The sequence below is a fragment of the Selenihalanaerobacter shriftii genome (assembly GCF_900167185.1).
GTDB lineage: Bacteria > Bacillota > Halanaerobiia > Halobacteroidales > Acetohalobiaceae > Selenihalanaerobacter > Selenihalanaerobacter shriftii.
This window is the reverse complement of the sequence record NZ_FUWM01000006.1, coordinates 90,160-106,839: the sequence shown is the minus strand read 5'-3', so window position 1 is coordinate 106,839 and position 16,680 is coordinate 90,160. Positions and strand designations below refer to the sequence as shown.

Genomic DNA, 16,680 nt, shown 5'->3' with positions numbered 1-16,680 from the left:
AGTAATATGACAGAAGAAGTACAGAAAGAAACTAGAACAGATATAGAGATAGAAGGGATGACTTGTTCAGCTTGTGCTAATAGAGTAGAACAGGGTTTAAACAAATTAGAAGGAGTAAGTGAAGCTACTGTTAATTTTGCAGTAGAAAAGGCAACAGTTAATTATAATTCAGAAGAAGTAGGGATGAAAGATTTCATAGATAAGATAGAGGATTTGGGGTATGATGTCCCTGTAGAGAGAGTTGATTTTAAAGTTAATGGGATGACTTGTTCTGCGTGTGTAACTCGAGTAGAAAAGGGATTAAATGAATTAGCAGGTGTACTACATGCTACAGTGAATTTTGCTGTAGAAAAAGCGACTATCGAATACCTTCCAGGAGAAATCTCTAAGTCAGGTTTAAGTGCAAAGATTGAAGATTTAGGATACGAGGTTGATAAACTTGGAGATGATTCTAATGAAGATAGGGAACAGAAAAGAAGGAGTAAAGAAGAGAGAAGGCAGTTGAATTTATTTATCATCGCTGCAATAGGTTCTTTACCTTTTTTTACAATGATGTTCTTAAAATTCACTGGACAGAATATTCCAGATATTTTAGAAAATATATTTCTTCAATTTGTAATCTCTACAATAATTCAGACAGTTGTAGGGTGGCAGTATTATAAAGATTCTTATTATGCTTTAAAGAATAAGAGTGCTAATATGTCGGTATTAATTGCAACGGGAACTACTGCTGCTTATTTATACAGTGTAGCTAATACGTTTATCTTAGAAGGGCATGTCTTTTATGACACGGCAGTAATGATCTTTGCTTTAATCGGCTTAGGGAAGTTATTAGAAGCCAGAGCTAAAGGTAGAACATCAGAAGCTATTAGAAAATTGTTTGATTTACAGGCTAATACAGCTAGAATTATTGAAGATGGAGAAGAAAAGGAGATTCCAATAGAAGATGTGCAGGCTGGCGATATAATAATGGTAAAACCAGGAGAAAAGATACCAGTCGATGGAGTTGTTAAAGAAGGACATTCGGCAGTTGATGAGTCGATGTTGACTGGTGAGAGTATTCCAGTCGAGAAAGAAGCTGGAGATGAAGTGATTGGAGCAACTTTAAATAAGAATGGTGCATTAAAGTTTGAGGCTACTAAAGTTGGTGCGGACACTGCTTTATCTCAAATTATTCAAATGGTAGAAGAGGCTCAAGGTTCTAAAGCTCCAATTCAACGGGTTGCTGATAAGGTATCGGGGATCTTTGTTCCAATAGTAGTTGGAATAGCTATTATCACCTTCATTGGTTGGTATACTACCACTGGAGATCTAACGTTGTCTATTCTTAATATGACAGCAGTCTTAGTTATTGCTTGCCCATGTTCTTTAGGTCTAGCCACACCAACTGCAATTATGGTTGGTACAGGTAAAGGTGCTGAAAATGGAATTCTATTTAAAGGAGGACAACATTTAGAAAAAGCACATAAGATAGAAACCATTGTTTTTGATAAGACAGGTACGATTACCAAAGGAGAACCAGAAGTAACAGATATTATCAATATAGCAGACTTTTCAGATGAAGAATTATTAAAGTATGCTGCAATAGTAGAAAAAGGTTCAGAACATCCATTGGCTTTAGCTATTATGGAATATGTTAAAGAATTAGAGATTAAGCCTGAAGATCCAGATGCTTTTGAAGCAATTCCAGGCCATGGAGTTAGAGCTGAGCATAACGGAGAAGAAATATTATTTGGAAATCAAAAATTAATGAATGATAATAATATTGATATCTCTTCTTTAAAAGAAGCGAGTCATAAGCTAGAAACTGAAGGTAAGACAGCAATGCTAATAGCTATTGATAAAGAATTAGTAGGTGTAATTGCTGTTGCAGATACTGTAAAAGAGACTTCTGCTCAAGCGATTGAAGAATTACAAGAGATGGGCATTGAAACTGTAATGTTAACTGGAGATAATGAGCGGACTGCTAAGGCGATTGCTAAAGAAGTAGGAATTGAACGAGTTGTAGCTGAAGTTTTACCAGAAGATAAAGCTGATCAAATTAAGAAGTTAAAAGAGGGCGATAAAGTAGTAGCAATGGTTGGAGATGGAATTAATGATGCCCCAGCCTTAGCAACAGCTGATATCGGTTTAGCTATTGGTACTGGAACAGATGTGGCAATTGAAGCAGCAGATATTACTTTAATGCGTGGAGATCTAATAAGTGTAGCTACTGGGATTAGGTTAAGCAAGAAAACCATGAAGAAGATTAAACAGAATCTATTTTGGGCATTCTTCTATAATATAGTAGGAATTCCTATAGCAGCTTTTGGTTTTCTAGTTCCTGCTATGGCAGCAGGTGCGATGGCTTTTAGTTCAATTTCAGTAGTTTCTAACTCTTTACTGCTTAAAAGGTATAATCCTCGAACATCCTAAATTATAGAATTTAAAATTAAGAAAAAGCAATTAACTTAAATAGAGGAAGATTAATATCGATATAGAATTAAGATATAGAAATATATATAGAAATGTGTTTAAAAAGGAGGGGGAGAAGTGAGTTCATATAATAAACAAAAAGATGATTTAATCACTCGCTTAAAAAGAATAGAGGGTCAAGTACGGGGTATTCAGCGAATGATTGATGAAGAGAAGTACTGTGTAGATGTTTTAACTCAGGTTGCGGCTGCTAAAGCGGCTTTAATGAAGGTTGGAATGTCTATATTAGAGGATCATACCCATGGTTGTGTTATGCAAGCGGTAGCTGAAGATGAAGAAAATGATGAAATCATTGATGAGTTAATGGATGTTATCTTTAAGTTTACTAAATAGAGACTTTTAAGTAGAGAAAGGAGTAATCCTATTGCGTGAGAATGCAGAGGTATTAGAGGTTCATGATGGATTAGCAACAGTTGCCATTAGACGACAAGGGAGCTGTGATAAATGTGGTAAATGTGATGATGCTGAAGATTTAGAAGTTGAGGCTCAAAACTCTATTGGAGCTAAGCCAGGACAGATGGTAATAATTGAGATGAAGAATAAGAATATATTAGGTGCAGCATTTCTAGTATATTTTTTACCGTTAATAAATCTTTTTATAGGTTACTTTATTGGTAAGTGGGCTGGTAATAACTTGGGATTTGGAGATGCAGATTTAGTAGGGGCATTTGTAGGAATTATTTCTCTATTAAGTTCTTTTCTAATAACTAAGAAATATGGAGAAAAAGGTAGTGAAGAAGGTAAATATCAACCAGTAATTAAAAGAGTAGTTAGAAATACCTTTAATAATGTAGAATGTGACCTAGATTGTGGTGGAGGCCATAATCACCATTAGTTCATAAGGAGGTGACAAATATAAAAATGGATGAAGTAAATATTGCTGTTCAAGGTATGTCTTGTGGTCATTGTAAGAATGCTGTAGAAGAGGCTTTAAAGGTTTTAGATGGTGTTCAGTTAGCAGAAGTAGATTTAGATAGCGATTCAGTAACTATTAAGTATGATGATGCCAAAGTAAATCTTGCTGATTTAAAGTCAGCAATCACAGAGGCTGGACCTTATGAAGTAGAATAAAATAGATTATTAGTTTTAGGCTACTCTCTAAATATTTAGAGAGTAGCCTAAAACTATATAACTTAGATAATTAAAACTAGTCTTTTAATAAACAAGGAATTAGTTACTGCTTATAGAAATAAGATTAAAGGAGTCTTTATATAGATGGAGGTCTATAAATGAAGTATAAATTAGTAGCAATTGATATGGATGATACTTTATTATCAGATGAATTAATTTTACCTTTAAAAGTAAAAAAAGTTATACAAGAAGCAGTCGATAAAGGTATAGTAGTGACAGTAGCTACTGGTAGAATGTATTCCTCAACCTTACCATATGTTAAAGATTTGGGTTTAGATATTCCAATTATCACTTATAATGGCGCTTTAATAAAAGAGGCGGTTTCTAGTGATGTAAAGTACCATCGACCGGTACCTATAGATTTAGCAAAGGAGATTGTTGCTTTAGCTACAGAAGAAGATTGGCATTTGAATATTTACTTAGATGATATATTGTACGTAAATAATTTGGGAGATGAAGCCGACATATATGAAAGAATTTCTGGGATAAAACCTGTTCTAATTAATGAAGATCCTGTTGAATTTTTAACAAAGCCACCAACTAAATTATTAATTATTAGTGAAAATGCGGCAAAAACTGATGAAATTTTATTAAAATTAGGTAGTCGATTTAGAGATTTACTGAATATTACTAAATCTAAACCGAGATTTGTAGAAATTATGAATAAAGAGATTTCTAAAGGAACAGCTTTATCTGATTTAGCAATGGATTTAGGAGTGAAGCAAGATGAAGTAATAGCCATTGGTGATAGTTTAAATGATTTAGAAATGGTAGAATATGCAGGGTTAGGTGTTGCCGTGGCTAATGCTTCTGTGGAGTTGAAAGAAAAGGCTGATTATATAACAAAATCTAACGAGGAATTTGGAGTAGCGGAAGTAATTAAGAAGTTTATATTGTAGTAGGAAGGTTCATAAGGAGGTTAAGAATGGAAGATTTAATTAGAGAGTTGCCAAAGGTAGAGTTACATCTACATCTAGATGGTTCTCTAAGAGTTGAAACTGCGATAGAGATAGCTCAAGAATTTGGGATTGAATTACCAACTGTTAATAAAGAAGAATTGGAAGATTATTTACAAGTCAGTGATGATTGTGATAGTTTAGCTGAGTACTTAAAGAAATTTGAGTTTGCTTTAAAGATAATGCAATCTAAAGAAGCTTTAATTAGAATAGCTTATGAGTTAGTAGAAGATGCTGCTCAAGAGAATATTAAATATTTAGAAGTAAGGTTTGCTCCACTCTTATTAACTGAAAGTTTAAGCAAGGAAGAAGTAGTGGAAGCTGTATTGACCGGTTTACAAAGAGCAGAAGATGATTATGATTTAGAGGTTAATTTAATTCTGTGTTGTATGCGTCATCAAGACCCTAGTAAGAGTGTAGAAGTGACGGAATTAGCAATTAATTATTTAGATGCAGGGGTAGTTGGTATTGATTTAGCTGGCGATGAGGCTAATTTTCCGCCGGAAGAACATGAACAGGCTTTTCAATTGGCTAAAGGAGCTGGATTACATCGGACTGTACATGCAGGAGAAGCAGCAGGAGCAGACAGTGTTAGAAAGGCTATTGATTATTTAAGTGCAGAACGAATTGGACATGGGGTACGTATTAATGAAGACCAGGAAACTGTAGAAATTGTACAGGAACAGCAGATTTCCCTAGAGGTTTGTCCAACAAGTAATCTGCATACTAATGTTATTCCTAACCTTGAAGAACATCCAATAAAAGATTATTATGAATTAGGAATTTTGGTTACAGTTAATACTGATAATCGAACTGTTTCTAATTTGACTTTGAGTGAAGAGTATATAGCCTTATATAATTCTTTAGATTTTGAGTTGTCAGATATTGAAGAAGTAATATTAAATGGTGTTAAAGCTGCATTTATTAGTGAGGAAAAAAAAGAAACTTTAATTAATGAATTTAAAACTGAATTTAAAAGAATCGAGGCAAAGTATAAATCATAAAGATTAAGTATGGAGTAGTTTTAGGAGTGTGATATAATGACAGCCGGATTAAATCAAATATATGAAGACTATTTATTTAATTTTGAGAAAGTAGAAGAATTTTATAATTATGATCCTAGACTGAACGAATCATTTGTTAATAGGAATTCTTATTTGCAGAATAACTATCAACAGAATAGAGATAATATAACGAAAATTTTAAAAGATTATAATCAAGAATTAGATTGTAATCAAAAGACATTAGAGAATATAGAACTATTGAAAAAAGGAGACGCAGGAGCAGTAGTTACTGGCCAACAGGCTGGTATTCTTACTGGCCCTCTTTATACTATTTACAAAGCTATAACGGCTATTTTATTAGCTAAAAAGGCTAGTAGAATTACTAATACAGACGTGGTCCCAATTTTTTGGGTAGCCAGTGAAGATCATGATTTTGAAGAGATCAATCATATTAATTTGATTAATACAGATAATAAATTAGACACTATTAAGATAGAAGGAGATTATATAGGAACTTCTATTGGAGATATTAATATAAATGATAAAGCATTTGATTTAATAGATTCATTGGTAGCCCAAACATATGATACTGATTTTAAAGATAAGATAATTTCTGAACTATATGAATTAGCTAAAGATGCAGATGATTTAGCAGAGTGGTTTAGTAGAATTATCTTAGAATTATTTAATGAATATGGTTTGATTATTTTTGACCCTATGTGGCCGGAAATAAGAAAATTAAGTGTAGGAATCTATAAAGATATTATCAAAAATCAAGAATCATTAACTGAAAAACTGCAAGAGACCAACCAAGAATTACAACAATTAGACTACTCACTCCAAATCAACAAAGATCAAGATAACTCACATCTATTTGTTTACCTTAATGGTGAAAGGAATTCGCTATTAATAAATGATCAAAAGTTTTATACTAGAAATCAAAAATTAGTAGCAGATCAATCAGAAATATTAAAAAAGATTGAAGATGAACCTACTGCTTTTAGTCCTAATGTAGTTTTGCGACCAATAGTCCAAAATTATTTATTACCAACTGTAGCTTATGTAGGTGGTCCAGGAGAGATTAGCTATCATAGCCAACTAAAAGAGTTATATTCTATTTTTGATTTACAGATGCCTATTCTATATCCTCGAGAAAGTATAACCATTATTGAATCTAGATTAGCCAATTATATGGAAAAATATGATATAAGAAGAGAGGATATCATAAAACAGAATCTTGACCAGAAATTAGAAAAGGAATTAGCTAAGAGAGATGAATTAAATATTTCAGAAACTTTTGGTGATATTAAGGATAGTTTTACTGAAGAATATAAAAATTTGATAAATGAAATATCTAAAATAGATCAGAATTTAAATAAATTAGGTAGAAATAATTTAGAAAGAATTATTGGACAAGTAGAGTATTTAGAGGATAAGACTGAACAGTTTCATAAACGGAATAGTCAAACTTTAGTCAGACAATTTAATAAAATGGAGAATAATTTATTACCATTTAATAATTTACAAGAAAGAGTATTTAATATCTTTCCTTATCTGATTAAATATGATTATGATTTAATAGATGATCTAGTGGATTATTTTAATTTAGATTTTGAACATCGATTCTTCTATTATAGAGGTGATGATGAAGATGACAGTTGATTTATTAGCTTTTGGAGCACATCCAGATGATGTAGAGATTGGTGCTGGAGGAACTTTAATAAAACATCAAAAATCCGGTCATAAAGTAGCTATTATTGACTTAACTGCTGGAGAAATGGGTAGTAATGGTACAGCAGAGATTAGGGCTGAAGAAGCAATAAGAGCTGGTGAGATTATAGGGGTAGAGTTTAGAAAATGTTTAGAATTACCTGATAGTAAGATTAAGGTAGAAGATAGGGCAATTAAACTGGTGGTAGAGGAGATTAGAAAACATAGGCCTAAGGTAGTTTTAGCACCTTACTGGCATGACCGTCATCCAGATCATGAAAATAGTAGTCGTTTAATTGCAGAGTCTTGTTTTAAAGCGGGATTAAAGAAGTTTAAGGCTAAAGGAGAACCTTATCGTCCTGAAGCTGTAGTTTATTATTTTTTAGCTCGAGTAGATGAACCAGATTTTGTAGTCGATATTTCTAATGAATATGAAAGAAAGATGGATGCATTATTTGCTCATGAATCACAAGTTAAAAAGAGTAAGGAGTATAATTTTAAGACTGCTTTAAATGATTCAGATTTTATAGGTAGATTAGATGCTAAATTTAGATATTTTGGGTATTTAATTAATACTCAAGTTGGTGAAGGATTTAAGTATAAAAAGACCATAGAAATTTCAGACATGACAATGCTAAAAGGTGGGGTTTAAGATGAATATAGGAATTGTCTGTTATCCAACTTACGGGGGAAGTGGGGTAGTTGCTACAGAATTAGGAAAACAGCTGGCAAAACGAGGACATAAAGTCCATTTTATTAGCTACGAACCCCCTTTTAGATTAGATCAATATTATGAAAATATTTATTTTCATGAAGTAGAGGTCCCATCATATCCTTTATTTAAATTTCCACCATATTCGTTAGCTTTAGCTAATAAGATTGCTGAATTAGTCACTGAAGAAGATTTAGATATTATTCATGCTCATTATGCTATTCCTCATTCACTTTGTGCTTATATTGCTAAAGAAGTAAAAGAGGATTCAGGAGTTAAGGTAATTACTACTCTTCACGGTACAGATATTACGCTAGTGGGGAACCAAAGTTCATTTGAGAATATAACGCGGTTTAGTATTGAAAGCAGTGATGGCATTACAGCAGTTTCTAATCAACTGCAACAAGAAAGTATTGAAATTTTTGATTTGACGGAGGAGAAAATAAGGACTATCTATAACTTTATAGATACTAGAGAACATATGAAGACTGAGCCAGAAGAGCCACTTAAATTAACCAGTGGAGAAGAAAAGATTATTACTCATATATCTAATTTTAGGGATGTTAAGAATATTCCAGATGTTATTAATATTTTTGCAGCCATCAATAAAGAAGTAGATAGTAAATTGCTTTTAATAGGTGATGGACCTAATAGACATGAGGCTAAAGAATTAGTAGCTAAGTTGAACTTAGAAGATAAAGTTCACTTTTTAGGAAAACAAGATAATATAGTTGAATTGTTATCAATTTCAGATTTATTCTTGTTGCCTTCTAAAAAAGAAAGTTTTGGTTTGGTGGCTATTGAAGCTATGGCTTGTGAAGTTCCGGTAATTGCGTCTAATACAGGTGGTATTCCAGAGGTAATCATAGATGGAGTAACAGGTTTTTTAGCTGAACCAGGTAATGTTAAGGAGATGGCCGATAAAGGAATCAGATTACTACAGAATGAAGAGATGTATTATGAATTTTCACAGAATGCTAGACACAGGGCAGTGACTAGATTTAGTGCAGAAAGAATTGTTGATGAATATGAAGAATATTATTATGAATTATTAAATGAGGAATAATATTTTTTAAAAATATTTGATTTAAAATATTACTTTTCAATAGAGTATTTAATATTAAATAAAATAAAGTACAATTGACAGTTATTAATCTCAAAATGATTTAGTAGATATTATTATAAGAGGTATATTCTACTATGTGGGATTTAATAACTGTTTTTTTTATGAGCCTATGATAACTATTATTTCTTAGTTTGATAACTATTTACTAGGCTACTAACTAACCTACCCAGCCTAAAAGACAAGGCTGGTTATGAGCCTATGATAACTACTACTTCTTAACTTGATAACTATTTACTAGGCTCTAATACAAGGAGGGGATATTAAAATGAGTACTTACCAAGATAAAAAGAATGAAAATTCAGAAAGATTGGCTGATGAAATAAGGACTAAAGAAGACAGGGTTAGACAACTTTTGATTGAAAAGCAATTAGATGGCATTATCATTGGCAAGAACCACAACTTTGCTTGGCTAACAGGTGGAGGTAATAATCGAATAGTTAATAATCGAGAAACTGGTGCTTCAGAACTTTTAATTACTAAACAAGATAAGTATATTTTAACTAATAATTTAGAAAAAAACAGATTGCGTGAAGAAGAAGTATTTAAACAGGACTTCACGTTTTTAAGTAGAAAATGGTATCAAAATAAAAGCTTAGGTAACTTAATTGCAGGCTTAAAGCTAGGCTCTGATATAGCAACTAAAGGAGTAGAGTATATAGGTGATGAATTAGCAAGACTCAGATATTCATTGCTTGAGTCTGAATTAGAACGATATAAGGAATTAGGTAGAGAAGTTACTAATATGCTTTTTGAGGTCTGTCAACAATTAAAGAGAGGCGTTAAAGAATCTGAAGTAGCCGGTATGGTTGCTCAGGCAGTTTGGGAAATAGGAGCATATCCAGTCTCACTTTTAGTTGCTGCTGATGAAAGGATTTCTAAATATAGTCACCCTCAACCTACTGCTAAAGAAGCAAATAATAGAGTTATGATTAGTCTAGCCGTAGAACGTAAGGGATTAACAGTCAGTCTAACTCGTATGGTCTCTTTTCAATCACTCTCTTATCAATTATCAGAACAATTATATCATTTATTAGAAATTGAGAATATTTATTTAGAAGGAACAAAGGTTGAGCAAGAAACTGGAGAATTATTTAGTAAAGTAGTTAATAAATATAAGGAGTTAGGCTATAATACAGAATGGGAATTTAATGATCATGGAGGTGCTTTAGGATATAAAGCTAGAGATTATATAGTGACAGAAGATTCTGAAGAAGAAGTTCAGGTAAATCAACCTTTTGCTTGGACCCCTACTTTACCAGGCTTAAAGCTAGAAGATACAATTGTAGCTACAGAAACTGGTCCAGAATTAATTACTTATAGTGAAGAGTGGCCGATGCAGGAATATAATGGTTGGCAGAGACCTGAGATTCTGATTTTATAACATAATTTCAAATGAACTGTGATAGAATATAAAGAGTATAATCTGATATATTGGAGGAGGAAGATAAATAATGGCAATTGAATTTGGAACAGATGGATGGAGGGCAGTTATAGCAGATGAATTTACGTTTGATAATTTCAAAATAGTAGTTCAAGCGATAGCTAATTACTTAAATAATAATGATAAGACTGATAGGGGAATATTCATAGGCTATGATAATCGTTTCTTAACAGAAGAGTTTGCCCAAACAGCAGCCGAAGTATTAGAAGGGAATGGGATAGAGGCTATAATAGCAAAGGAAGCTTTACCTACACCTGTAACTGCTTTCACTATTCAAGAAGAAGAATTAGATGGTGCTTTAATGCTAACAGCTAGTCATAATCCAGCTCAGTATCATGGAATCAAATTCATACCGGAGTATGCAGGGCCTGCTTTACCAGAGATTACTGATCAAATAGAAGAAGAAGTAGCTAGAGTACAGAAGACAAATGAAATTAACATAAAGAAGTTAGATAATATTAAAGAGATTGATCCAAGAGCAATTTATTTAGATAATTTACGAGAAGTGATTGACTTTTCACAATTTGAAACTGGAAAATTAAAAATTCTAGCCGATCCTATGTATGGAGCTGGCTTGGGATATTTAACAGATATATTCTCAACAACTAGAATTGATACAGAAGAGATAAATAATTATCGTGACCCTCTCTTTGGTGGTGGAATGCCGGAACCAACTGAAGCTGAGCTTACTCAATTAATAAATAAAGTTAAAACTGAAGATTATAATATAGGTTTGGCATTGGATGGAGATGCAGATAGGTTTGGAATTATTACTGAAGAAGGAGAATATTTAAGTCCTAATCAAGTTTTATTCTTGCTTTTAGATCATCTATTAGAGGATAGAGGAATGACTGGAGGAGTAGCTAGAACAGTTGCTACTACTCATATGTTAGATCGAATTGCAAGGAAGCATGATTTAGATGTTTATGAAACTCCAGTTGGCTTTAAATATATTGGAAATAAAATGCTAAAGAATGATGTAATTATCGGTGGTGAAGAAAGTGGAGGATTAAGTATTAAAGGTCATATTCCAGAAAAGGATGGTTTATTAGCTTGTGTGCTAATAGTTGAAATGATTATGAGTCGAGGGAAGAGATTATCAAAGATTATTCAAGAAGTCGAAGAAAAATACGGCAAACTAATCAGTGAGAGATTAGATATAGAATGTAGTCCAGAACAAAAACCAGAAGTTGTGAAGAGAATAGAAGAGTTTGATGCAGAAAAGATAGCAGAGCAAAAAGTGATTGAAAGGATAACTAAAGATGGAATGAAATTCATTCTAGAAGACGGAAGCTGGTGTTTAATGAGGCCATCTGGAACTGAACCTTTAATTAGAATTTATGTAGAGACTTCGAATCATAGTTTAATGTCAAAGATTCAGAGTGATGTACGTGAAAGGTTAAAGATATAATATAAAATCCTCTATCTAAAAACAGATAGAGGATTTTTGAATTTATAATTGGAAAAGGAGGAAACTGAAAGGGGAATCATGAATAATATAGTGAGGAAAGGAGGACTAGAATGAAGAAAGAGAATAGATTATTAGCTATAGATATAGGAGCTGGGACTCAGGATATTTTACTCTATGAATTTGGACAAGTAATTGAAAATTGTATAAAATTAGTCTTGCCTTCTCCCACTGTAATGAAAGCAAAGGAGATCAATCAAGCTACTAAAGCAGGTCAAGATATATTCATTACTGGTCAGTTAATGGGTGGTGGGTCTAATAGTAAAGCGATTAAGAAACATTTAGCTGAAGGTTATAATGTTTATGCATTACCTAATCCTGCAAAGACTATTAAGGATAATTTAGAGTTTGTGAAGGAGATGGGTATAGAGATAGTAAATGAACCCCCTGAGGAGGTTAATTACCAGGAGGTAAACTTTGGAGATTTAACTTTAAAAGAATTAGAAGATAGTTTAGCTAATTTTAATATAAAATTACCTGATAAATATGCCATAGCTGTTCAAGATCATGGTGAGGCTTTAACAGAAAGTAATCGTAAATTCAGATTTGAACATTGGCGCCGTTTTATAGAAAATGGGGGAGATATTAAAGATCTTAGTTACTTAAATATCCCTAATTATTTAACTCGGATGCAAGCAGCTCAAGATATAATTCCTGAAGCTTTATTAATGGATACAGGAGCAGCAGCTATTAAAGGCGCGCTCTGTGATGAAAAAGTAGCAGATAAACAAGAAGAAGGGATTGTAGTAGTTAATATAGGGAATTTGCATACGTTAGGTATTTTGGTTAAAGGTGAGAAAGTATGGGGGTTATTTGAACATCATACTTCTTTAATGAGTCCAGAAAAGTTACAAGACTATATTCAACGATTAGCAATAAATGATTTAACTAATCAAGAAGTATATGATGACCGTGGACATGGGGCTTATATAGATTCAGACTTACCTAATATTGATTTTGACTTTGTAGCAGTAACAGGCCCAAATCGTCATTTGGCTAATGACTTAGGTTATTATTTTGCTGTTCCTGAGGGTGATATGATGTTGTCTGGCTGTTTTGGTTTAGTGACTGCTGCTAAAGAACAAGGGTTAATCAAATAGAAAGGTAGCGAATATAAAATGAATCAAGAGATAGATAGTGGAATCTATAATTTAATCATTCATTTACCAGAAGATGTAGAGATTAAAGTAGGAAGTTTAGGTAAATTGAATTTTAAAGAAGGATATTATATTTATACGGGTACTGCTCAACGAAATCTTACTGCACGGGTTGCTCGTCATAAACGAAAGAAGAAAAAGTTACATTGGCATATAGATTATTTACTCCAAAAAGCAGAAGTAATAGATATCAAAAAGTGGCCAGGAGATAAGGAATTTGAATGCAAAATTCATCAAACTTTACTGAATAATTTAAATTTAGTAGAACCGGTATCAGGATTTGGAGCCAGTGATTGTAATTGTAATTCTCACTTATTATACTCATCTCAATTACCAATAATCGATGATAAGATTGAGGAAATAATTTAATAATAGAAAGGAAGATATAGTTTATGGCTAAAAAGGAACTTAAAACCTTACAAGATGTAGAAAATTTTAAGGTTGATGAAGATAGATTACTTTATTCTGCTAATCATGAGGAGATTAGACAAGGATTAACTACAGACATCTATTTTATTAAAACACGGGAGATTTTAAATAATTTAGATTTAGCAGAAACTGAAGTAGTAGTAGATATATTTACTAGTGGAGCAGGGGTTTTAGCTGGAGTAAATGAGGTTTTAAACTTATTACAAGAAAAAGATGTAAAGGTTTGGGGCTTACAAGAGGGCAGTATGATGGAAAAGAAAGAAGTAGTTTTAAGAATTGAAGGAGATTATAATGATTTCGGGATTTTTGAAACGGCTATGTTAGGGGCATTGGCTAGTTCCAGTGGTTGGGCTACGGCGGCAGCTAATTGTAAAGAAGCAGCTGCAGGTACTCCAGTGCTCTGTTTTGGATCACGGCATTTACATCCAGCAGTAGCACCAGTAATGGAGAGATCTGCAATTATTGGTGGAGTGAATGGAGCCAGTTGTATTTTAGGAGCTAAATTAGCTGAAAAGATTCCTTCAGGGACGGTCCCCCATTCATTAATATTAACAGTAGGAGATACTTTGAAGGTAGCAAAAGCCTATGATGAAATTATGCCTGATGGAGAACCACGAACTATATTAGTGGACACATTTAAAGATGAAGCTGAGGAAACATTGCGTATAGCTGATGAATTAAAAGAAAGATTAGATGGTGTTAGGTTAGACACTCCATCTGAACGAGGTGGAGTAACACCAGGTATGGTTAAAGAGATTAGAGCCCGGTTAGACCAAGCTGGTCATGATTATGTAAATATATTTGTTTCTGGTGGGATTACGCCAGATAGAATTCTAAAATTAAAAGATTGTGGAGTAGATGGTTTTGGAGTCGGTAGCTATATTTCTGGAGCAGAAGCTATTAATATGACCATGGATATTAAAAAGATAAATGGTGAACATATAGCTAAGAGAGGAAGAATTCCTGGTCCTACTAAGAATAATCGCTTGAAGAGGTTATTATAATATAAAGGAGTAAATAAAGATGGTTTTTTATTGATTGTTAATATTAAGTCTTTATTAGGAGGGGAATTGGTGTGCAGGGTTATGTGATTGGTGTGGATTTAGGTGGTACCAAAATTTTAACAGCTTTAGCTGATTTAGAAGGTGAAATTTTGGCTAAAAGTAGGCTTGCTACTTTGGCTGATGAAGGACAAACGGTTGTAGTTAAGAGAATAATTGAAAGTATAGAGCAGGTTCTTAAAGATGCAGAAATTAAGAGAAAAGAGGTGCAGGCTATTGGAGTCGGTTGTCCTGGACCTTTAAATGTTACAGAAGGAATTATTTATCATGCCCCCAATTTAGGATGGAAAGATGTTAATATTAAAGAATTAATAAAGAATGAAATAGATATACCAGTCTTTATTGAAAATGATGCAAATGCTGCTGCATTAGGTGAAAAATGGTTTGGTGCTGGTCGAAATATTGATAATCTAATTTATATGACAGTTAGCACAGGAATTGGTGGTGGGATAATAATTAATCGTAAATTATACCATGGTGCTAATGATAGTGCTGGAGAGATAGGTCATATAGTAATTGACCCAGCTTCACATTCAGAATGTGGATGTGGTGATGTAGGTTGTTGGGAGGCTATAGCTTCTGGAACTGCTTTAGGTCGTTTAGGTAAAGAAGCAGTGGATGTTGGTCAAAATTCATTAATGGAAGAGTTAGTAGATGATATAGATGATATAGATGAAATAGATGGTGCTATAGTTACTAAAGCTGCTGCTAAAGGTGACAAAGTAGCTGGACAAATTCTTGAGCAAGTAACAAATTATTTAGGAATTGGAGTGGCTAACTTGGTAAATATTCTAAATCCAGAAATGATTATAGTTGGTGGAGGAGTTTCTCAAGCTGGTGATATGATTCTACAACCGATTAGAGAGGTAGTAAACCAACGTGCTTTAAAAGCACCAGCAGAAGTAGTAAAAATCGTCCCTGCTCAATTAGAAAGTGAAGTAGGAGTAGTTGGTGCTATTGCTAAGGCTTTAGTTGAGATTGGACGATTGAACTAATGGAAGAAGCAATCCCAATCTTACAGATAGTAGAAGAATTTAACTTAGAAGTATTGGCTGGTAAAGAGGGATTAAAGAAAGAAGTTGGAGTTAGTGATATTAAACGACCAGGTATAGAATTAGCTGGTTTTTTTGATTATTTTACTCCAGAAAGAATTCAAATATTAGGAAAAACTGAACTCTCTTTTTTATCTGGATTAACTAAGGATAAAAGAGATGCCAGATTAAATAAGTTTATGGGATATAATAAATTACCAGGAGTGGTAATTACTCGTGGTTTAAACCCTCCTAATGAGTTAGTAAACTTGGCTGAAGAGAACTCTATTCCACTCTTAAGTACTAAATCGTCTACTACTAGTTTCTTAAGTAGATTAAGTGAATATTTAGAAATAGTATTTGCTCCTAATATTACTACACATGGAGTCTTAGTAAATGTATATGGAGTAGGAGTACTAATTACAGGAAAGAGTGGAATCGGTAAGAGTGAGACAGCGTTAGGTTTAGTAAAACGTGGTCATCAATTAGTTGCCGATGATGTTGTAAAGATTAAAAAACTAGGCAAAGATCGTCTATTAGGCTCTGCTTTAAAGATTTCCCAGTATTATATGGAATTGAGAGGTTTAGGAATTATAGATATTAAGACTTTGTTTGGAGCAGGAGCCATTAAGTTAAAACAGGAAGTTGAATTAATTATTAAGCTAGAAACCTGGCAAAAAGAAAAACATTATGATCGTCTAGGATTGAATGAAGATTATGAAGAAATTTTAGATGTAAGCATCTCCAAATTAACAGTTCCAGTTAAACCAGGGCGTGATTTAGCAATGATAATTGAAGTAGCTGCTATGAACTTTAGATTAAAATTAACTGGATATGATGCTGCCCAAGAATTCACTAAAAAATTACAAAATAATTTAGGGAAAGAATAGATTATATTAAGTCGACTTTAATTAAAGTCGACTTTTTTTATTTTAATAATAATAATTTATACTCTTCTTTCATAAAGATTAATCAAATT

At 32.9% G+C, this 16,680-nt stretch carries 16 protein-coding genes; all 16 read left to right on the top strand.

Annotated features, from left to right (window positions below; genetic code table 11):
• Positions 1 to 6: 6 nt before the first annotated feature.
• The gene (locus tag B5D41_RS03890; RefSeq protein WP_078809298.1) at positions 7 to 2,415 is read left to right on the top strand and encodes a heavy metal translocating P-type ATPase; all 2,409 of its coding nucleotides are present in this window, start codon (positions 7 to 9) and stop codon (positions 2,413 to 2,415) included.
• 117 nt (positions 2,416 to 2,532) lie between these two features.
• Positions 2,533 to 2,808: a metal-sensitive transcriptional regulator gene (locus B5D41_RS03885; protein WP_078809297.1), complete on the top strand. Its 276-nt coding sequence runs from the start codon at positions 2,533 to 2,535 to the stop codon at positions 2,806 to 2,808.
• A 31-nt stretch (positions 2,809 to 2,839) separates the two neighbouring features.
• A complete protein-coding gene (locus B5D41_RS03880; protein ID WP_159442876.1) occupies positions 2,840 to 3,310 on the top strand; it encodes a SoxR reducing system RseC family protein in 471 nt (156 codons plus the stop codon).
• A 26-nt stretch (positions 3,311 to 3,336) separates the two neighbouring features.
• Complete coding sequence (locus tag B5D41_RS03875) at positions 3,337 to 3,546, top strand: heavy-metal-associated domain-containing protein (RefSeq protein ID WP_078809295.1); 210 nt, start codon at positions 3,337 to 3,339, stop codon at positions 3,544 to 3,546.
• A 158-nt stretch (positions 3,547 to 3,704) separates the two neighbouring features.
• The gene (locus B5D41_RS03870) at positions 3,705 to 4,505 is read left to right on the top strand and encodes a Cof-type HAD-IIB family hydrolase (protein ID WP_078809294.1); all 801 of its coding nucleotides are present in this window, start codon (positions 3,705 to 3,707) and stop codon (positions 4,503 to 4,505) included.
• Between the two features lie 26 nt (positions 4,506 to 4,531).
• Positions 4,532 to 5,566 (top strand): adenosine deaminase, encoded by a 1,035-nt coding sequence (add, locus tag B5D41_RS03865; RefSeq protein WP_078809293.1) that lies wholly within the window; start codon positions 4,532 to 4,534, stop codon positions 5,564 to 5,566.
• A gap of 36 nt (positions 5,567 to 5,602) precedes the next feature.
• Positions 5,603 to 7,228, top strand: a complete 1,626-nt coding sequence (gene bshC / locus B5D41_RS03860; RefSeq protein ID WP_078809292.1) for a bacillithiol biosynthesis cysteine-adding enzyme BshC — start codon at positions 5,603 to 5,605, stop codon at positions 7,226 to 7,228.
• Positions 7,218 to 7,928, top strand: coding sequence for a bacillithiol biosynthesis deacetylase BshB1 (gene bshB1, locus B5D41_RS03855; RefSeq protein WP_078809291.1), 711 nt, complete (start codon positions 7,218 to 7,220; stop codon positions 7,926 to 7,928). The genes bshC and bshB1 overlap by 11 nt, the downstream gene beginning before the upstream one ends.
• A 1-nt stretch (position 7,929) precedes the next feature.
• Positions 7,930 to 9,054 (top strand): N-acetyl-alpha-D-glucosaminyl L-malate synthase BshA, encoded by a 1,125-nt coding sequence (gene bshA / locus B5D41_RS03850; protein ID WP_078809290.1) that lies wholly within the window; start codon positions 7,930 to 7,932, stop codon positions 9,052 to 9,054.
• A gap of 325 nt (positions 9,055 to 9,379) precedes the next feature.
• A complete protein-coding gene (locus B5D41_RS03845) occupies positions 9,380 to 10,495 on the top strand; it encodes a M24 family metallopeptidase (protein ID WP_078809289.1) in 1,116 nt (371 codons plus the stop codon).
• A gap of 70 nt (positions 10,496 to 10,565) precedes the next feature.
• Positions 10,566 to 11,966, top strand: coding sequence for a phosphoglucomutase/phosphomannomutase family protein (locus B5D41_RS03840; RefSeq protein ID WP_078809288.1), 1,401 nt, complete (start codon positions 10,566 to 10,568; stop codon positions 11,964 to 11,966).
• A 110-nt stretch (positions 11,967 to 12,076) separates the two neighbouring features.
• Complete coding sequence (locus B5D41_RS03835) at positions 12,077 to 13,123, top strand: DUF1786 domain-containing protein (RefSeq protein ID WP_078809287.1); 1,047 nt, start codon at positions 12,077 to 12,079, stop codon at positions 13,121 to 13,123.
• 18 nt (positions 13,124 to 13,141) lie between these two features.
• On the top strand, positions 13,142 to 13,549 hold the full coding sequence (locus B5D41_RS03830; RefSeq protein WP_078809286.1) for a GIY-YIG nuclease family protein: 408 nt from the start codon (positions 13,142 to 13,144) through the stop codon (positions 13,547 to 13,549).
• A gap of 23 nt (positions 13,550 to 13,572) precedes the next feature.
• Positions 13,573 to 14,613 (top strand): nicotinate phosphoribosyltransferase, encoded by a 1,041-nt coding sequence (locus B5D41_RS03825; RefSeq protein WP_078809285.1) that lies wholly within the window; start codon positions 13,573 to 13,575, stop codon positions 14,611 to 14,613.
• A 71-nt stretch (positions 14,614 to 14,684) separates the two neighbouring features.
• Positions 14,685 to 15,665: an ROK family protein gene (locus tag B5D41_RS03820; RefSeq protein WP_078809284.1), complete on the top strand. Its 981-nt coding sequence runs from the start codon at positions 14,685 to 14,687 to the stop codon at positions 15,663 to 15,665.
• Positions 15,665 to 16,591 carry an HPr(Ser) kinase/phosphatase gene (gene hprK, locus B5D41_RS03815; protein WP_078809283.1) on the top strand — a complete coding sequence of 309 codons (927 nt, stop codon included), beginning with the start codon at positions 15,665 to 15,667 and terminating at the stop codon, positions 16,589 to 16,591. Before B5D41_RS03820 ends, hprK begins: the two co-directional genes overlap by 1 nt.
• Positions 16,592 to 16,680 lie beyond the last annotated feature (89 nt).